Below are 5,143 nucleotides of genomic sequence, written 5' to 3' on the forward strand. Positions count from 1 at the left end.
ACTATTCAGAATTTCTTAAACGATAACTGTATTTTGTAAACGGATTTATGTTTTTTCAAACTTTGCAACAGAACCGAAAAAGGCCTTAAATGTTTCTGAATTACAACGGTATCTCGCTATGCCACAATCCACTGTTTCGCAACATCTTAGCAAGCTAAAAATCCATAAAGTCGTAGCGTATGAGCGAAAAGGATTAGAAGTATTTTATCGAGTAGATGATGAAAAAGTGAAACAAATTATGAAGACACTTATATGCTAAGCTGGTAGATTCGTTTATAAGATTTATGTGATAGATCTTATAGGCCCAGTTAATCCTTCGATTGGACTAAGATTATTCGTTATGGTCATAACTAAGGTCGTTTTACCAGCACCACTTGGTCCAGATAACTCACAATGTTAAATGTGAACTGATTGGAATATTTTGTATTACCCCCCCTTTTTTTTCAGGGGATAGGAAAAGAATCCCTACATACCTTGCACATCTAAATAACCTATAAAATGGAGTATAAACCCAATTTATAGGTTGAGGACTGTAAAAATGAACTCTCAGTTTCCTTTCTAACGAAAGGAAAAGACAAGAATAATACAATTTATACCTAAAAAGGGGAAAATGCGAAATCACAGATAAAGATGACGTTTAAAGAAAGACAAGTCACTCCGCCTACCATAAAGAGAAAGTATACTAGGTAGAACCGAATAATTTCACGTATCGTACTGATTAATAAAAATAAAACCACAAAACCAATACCTCAAGGGGGCTCTGTTGCAAAGTTTTAATTTCCTAAAAAAATACGAATTAACATGCACTCATTAAGAATAAATGCTCAGTAATATACGGAAAATTGTATAGTTCATTCATAAATTTGAGTGATTTTTAAACTTTGCAACAGAACCCTTTGATGTAAGTCTCATCTAAATGCCAAACAGGGAGGGCCATTTTGTTTTTCTCCGCAATCGCTGGGTTTGGTTTAGTGAACTTTTGCGACCCATTAACTGTAGTAATCATTGTCCCGAATTCTTCAATAGCTTCATCCAATTTATAATACAATTCTAAGAGATTAAGATATCTCTCAACCTTCTCAACTTGAATGCTATCTTCTTGATTTATTCGACTTAATAGTTCTCTTTTTACTTTCGCTTGGTTCTTCACAGTCACCACCCCCCTTATGTGCGTAAATTTAGCAAAAAAACCTGACAGTTAACCCCCTCCTCCGGTGCTCCTAAGACGATTTTTTGATGAAATTTTTTAAGGGGGGGACTGTTATTGCCGATTCTTTTTTACCATTTTTCATCGTGTTCCCATTTGTTAATTTTCTTTTTGAATGTTCTACCGTGTTCTTTATTATGGCAATCCACACATACTGTTTCGAGATTGTTCTTTTCTAATGCAAGTTCAGGATGATGTTCAAGTTCTTTTATATGATGGACAACGAGTTGAATCTTCTTACGATTGGCACTCTCACTGTATTCATTGGTGTCTGTTTGAACTCGACCATTGCGCTTACACTCCTGACACTCATAGTTGTCCCGCTTCTTTACTTGCTCGCGTATACTCTTCCATTCACCGCTGTCATAGAAGCTACGCTTCTGTTGTTTGGTTTTGTATTTTTTCATCACTTATTTACCTTTCATTTTACATTTGCAAAAGGTCATCTTTATGATTTTATGTTTGTATGCTTCTTGTTATAGTATAAATACCCTAACCATTTCTTACAGCAAACAGGTATAACAAATCCCTCATGACACAGCTCATTGTCCCCCACAGATGATGCGGCTGTGCCTTTTTTTATTATTCCTTCAGAATTTCCATCCATTATTTTATTCAACAAGTTAATCAACGCTTCTCTTCGTTCTTGCAGCGTTGTGTTATCGTGCATCTCATTATGAATCACACTTACATTCTCTAGCTTGTCAGTATGGATACACTCATTCACTATTTGTTCCCCCAATGCAGAAATGATTACGCCGATGATAATTGCCTGTTCTTGTTTCGTTACTTTCATGTTCTCTTCCCTCCACAAATAAAAACACCCAACTGGATGCTTCAACTTTTATATTTAATTGGTATAAAAAACCAATATTCAATACATACTAAGAATATGAATGAAGAACATACGTAAAGATCCACTCTTTTTCGTGTCCCGTACTACACACTATGTACCAAATACATATGTTCTTCTTCAGCTTTTCCATTTAGAAGGATGACGAGTGTGCCTGTATCTCAATATATAAAGTTCCTCTTTATCATCATACAGTCATTCGTCATCCGTCTTTATTTTACCTGTAACAAATAACATTTTTCAGCTTATCATAGTCGTACTTGTGTGCTACCATAAACATATAGTCAACCTAACCCTTCGCCTATGAAGGGAAATTACGCTTGTTTTACCCATTAACACCTTGCCCAGCCCGATTATGTATCACAACATGATTGGACTGGGCTTTTATTTTTCATGCCCCATGCCGAATCGGTGCTTGTCTATTTATACCTAAGTAAAAAAAGAGAGCAACCAAAAGGCTACCCTCATATCGACTATTCCTCGGCTCTGTTGCAAAGTTTTTTGAGCTGAGCTAAACTATAGGAAAATTGAGATGGGGCGAATGATACATGGGATACTTTAAAGGAAAACAATTTAAAAAAGATATTATTTTGGTAGCCGTGGGCTACTATTGCCGTTTTTCTTTAAGTTATCGCGATGTATCTGAGATCCTGAAAGAACGAGGAGTTTCTGTTCACCCTACGACCATTATGCGCTGGGTCCATGAATATGGAAATCTAATCTATCAAATTTGGAAAAAGAAAAACAAAGTTGCACACCATGCTTGGCATTTAGATGAGACTTATATCAAAGTGAAAGGAAAATGGTGTTATTTATATCGTGCCATTGATAGTGATGGTCATACATTGGACTTTCAACTTCGAAAAACTCGTGATCATCAGGCTGCGTATGCTTTTATGAAAAGATTGGTCAAGCATTTTGGAGAACCATCGGTTCTCACAACAGATAAAGCGCCTGCCTTGCTTTGTGCGTTCAAAAAATTACAGAAAGACGATTTTTATACACATACAAAACAATGTACCATCAAACATCGAAATAATCTGATTGAACAAGATCATCGGCATGTCAAACGTCGATTTGCGAAATCGTCTGGATTTCAAAGTATCCGACACGCTTCTACACCATTATGCTTGTATTGTATGACCCAAGTTCGTATCGTAGATACGGATGCGCCTATGGATGCACTTATTGCATCATAACCCGCAACTCCTTCTAAATAGGATTGAACAGCAGCTATTTTTTCCTCCGCAGTAAATTTGGTCATAAAAAAACACCTCCAATTGTTAGTTAGTGTCCAACAATTGGGGGGGCAGTTCAATTCAGACTCCGTCTTTTCTGCGTACAAAGAACTACAAAAGTTAGTAGCGATTACTTAAATCCTATCCCGAATTTATAGCCCTCTTTATATTTTTTCTAACTTTGCAATAGAACCAAGGATTTCATTAAGATAAAGAGAAATATTAACATAAATATAAATATTAAATTTATCATTAAACTGTTCAGTTTTATGAATATGTTAATGAATATTAAACTGTTTATTAAATTATTAATCTTTATATTCATTTTACTATTCACTTTCACTGTGTTATTATTGAGCCGAAAAAAGGAGGAAATACTTTGACTAAAATTATATCCATATCCCAAAACAAAGGCGGGGTTTTAAAAACAACGCTTGTTGTAAACCTTGCTGGTGTGTTAGCTACTCAAGGTAAACGTGTACTAATAATCGATACAGATAATCAAGGAAATGCTTTAGTTTCTTTTAATAAAAATCCTGACAAATGCCAATACACTTTATATGATGTTTTGGTAGATGGATTACCTGTTCAACACGCAATTATGAATGCACATGTGAATATCGATGTTTTGCCATCTAATGATGATATGTCCTTTTTCGAATTAGATGTTCTTCCAGAAATCACAAAATACCCAACGCCTTTTGGTTTGCTGAAAAATGCAATGAAAGATGCTGTGAATGATTATGATTACATATTTATTGATACACCACCAAACTTAGGATTAGTACAAGCGAACGTATTAGAATTTGCAACAGATGTAATTATTCCATTCCAGCCAGAAGTTTATAGTATGAGATCGTTAGCTAAAATGGTAAATACAATTGCTAAATTCAAATCAAAAACAAACACTGAACTTAATTTGCTCGGAGTTGTTCCGACTCTTTATGACAGAACGACAACTCTACATGAAGAGGTATTACAAGAATGCCGCAAGTTCTGTTTGCAGAATGATATTAAAGTTTTCGAAACAATTATTCCTAAATCAATTAAGTTTGCTAAAGCAATTGCTTATGAGAAAAAACCTGCAACTCTTCTAAAAAAGAAAGATAAGGTTGTAGACTTATATACTGATTTAGCGAATGAATTATTAGCAGAGGTGACGGTGTAATGGCTCGTGCAGGGAAAGGAGATTTAGCAGATTACGGAAAGGCTGTTAAAGATAAGAAAGAAACAATCAAACCTACTGTTCCAGCCTTTTCCGATCTTGCTGATAATGAAACGATTAATGAACGTCAAGAGATTCAAGAACAGGTTCAAGAATTTAATAATGATAATGCACCTGAAGTAGTTCACGAACCTGAAATGATTAATGAACAACAAAATGAAAATAAACCTAAACATATTCATGATGAGTTTACTGAACAGTTTCTTGAACAGTTTAATAAAAAGGTTACCAAAGAAGACACTCACACTCGTCAAACATGGTTAATTAAAAACGAGACAATTAAGCGTCTAGAAAAGTTATCTAAGGGTAAAAAGAAAGGTTTTAAAACCGAACTTGTAAACCAGGCTTTAGAAATGTTTTTAAATCGAATAGAAAAATAGAGGACGAGCGCAATGGTTCTGTTGCAAAGTTTGAAAAAACATAAACCCGTTTACAAAATACAGTTATCGTTTAAGAAATTCTGAATAGTTGCTGTAATTCCTTGTACGTCGAAAAAGAGAAGTCACCTTCTGATATGATCCCCTTATAGTAGACAGGAAAAAGGGTTCTGGTGCAAATAAAGGATATATCCCAAAGAACAATGAGGATTCCTACCGGAATCGTTCTTTACCCTGTCAATC

Annotated in this window: 6 protein-coding genes and 3 pseudogenes; 4 read left to right on the forward strand and 5 right to left on the reverse strand. The window is 35.0% G+C overall.

Translation table 11 applies throughout. The annotated features are described in order from the left end of the window. Positions 1-22: 22 nt before the first annotated feature. The gene (locus tag JDS99_RS31750) at positions 23-259 is read left to right on the forward strand and encodes a metalloregulator ArsR/SmtB family transcription factor (RefSeq protein WP_199696350.1); all 237 of its coding nucleotides are present in this window, start codon (positions 23-25) and stop codon (positions 257-259) included. A 23-nt stretch (positions 260-282) separates the two neighbouring features. On the opposite strand, the pseudogene JDS99_RS32685 reads toward JDS99_RS31750, so the two are convergent. The 4 genes and pseudogenes from JDS99_RS32685 to JDS99_RS29715 form a co-directional block, all read right to left on the reverse strand. Continuing rightward, positions 283-378 (reverse strand): annotated as a pseudogene (locus JDS99_RS32685) (hypothetical protein); the annotation flags it as partial. A gap of 496 nt (positions 379-874) precedes the next feature. Continuing rightward, positions 875-1,150, reverse strand: a complete 276-nt coding sequence (locus tag JDS99_RS29705; RefSeq protein ID WP_199696345.1) for a P27 family phage terminase small subunit — start codon at positions 1,148-1,150, stop codon at positions 875-877. 128 nt (positions 1,151-1,278) lie between these two features. Continuing rightward, positions 1,279-1,614, reverse strand: coding sequence for an HNH endonuclease (locus JDS99_RS29710; RefSeq protein ID WP_199696346.1), 336 nt, complete (start codon positions 1,612-1,614; stop codon positions 1,279-1,281). Between the two features lie 194 nt (positions 1,615-1,808). Continuing rightward, positions 1,809-2,003 (reverse strand): annotated as a pseudogene (locus JDS99_RS29715) (hypothetical protein); the annotation flags it as partial. A 605-nt stretch (positions 2,004-2,608) separates the two neighbouring features. Between JDS99_RS29715 and JDS99_RS29720 the strand changes: the two are divergent. Further along, positions 2,609-3,187, forward strand: a pseudogene (locus JDS99_RS29720) (IS6 family transposase); the annotation flags it as partial. On the opposite strand, the gene JDS99_RS32860 reads toward JDS99_RS29720, so the two are convergent. Beyond that, positions 3,157-3,324, reverse strand: a complete 168-nt coding sequence (locus JDS99_RS32860) for a helix-turn-helix domain-containing protein (RefSeq protein ID WP_199696347.1) — start codon at positions 3,322-3,324, stop codon at positions 3,157-3,159. The pseudogene JDS99_RS29720 and the gene JDS99_RS32860 sit on opposite strands and share 31 nt — an antisense overlap. Positions 3,325-3,677: 353 nt before the next feature. Here JDS99_RS32860 and JDS99_RS29730 point away from each other — a divergent pair, with 353 nt between their 5' ends. Then, positions 3,678-4,466, forward strand: a complete 789-nt coding sequence (locus JDS99_RS29730; protein ID WP_199696348.1) for a ParA family protein — start codon at positions 3,678-3,680, stop codon at positions 4,464-4,466. Next, complete coding sequence (locus JDS99_RS29735) at positions 4,466-4,903, forward strand: hypothetical protein (RefSeq protein ID WP_199696349.1); 438 nt, start codon at positions 4,466-4,468, stop codon at positions 4,901-4,903. The genes JDS99_RS29730 and JDS99_RS29735 overlap by 1 nt, the downstream gene beginning before the upstream one ends. The last annotated feature ends 240 nt before the right edge of the window (positions 4,904-5,143 follow it).

This window comes from Bacillus cereus group sp. N6 (genome assembly GCF_016483705.1).
Taxonomy (GTDB): domain Bacteria; phylum Bacillota; class Bacilli; order Bacillales; family Bacillaceae_G; genus Bacillus_A; species Bacillus_A wiedmannii.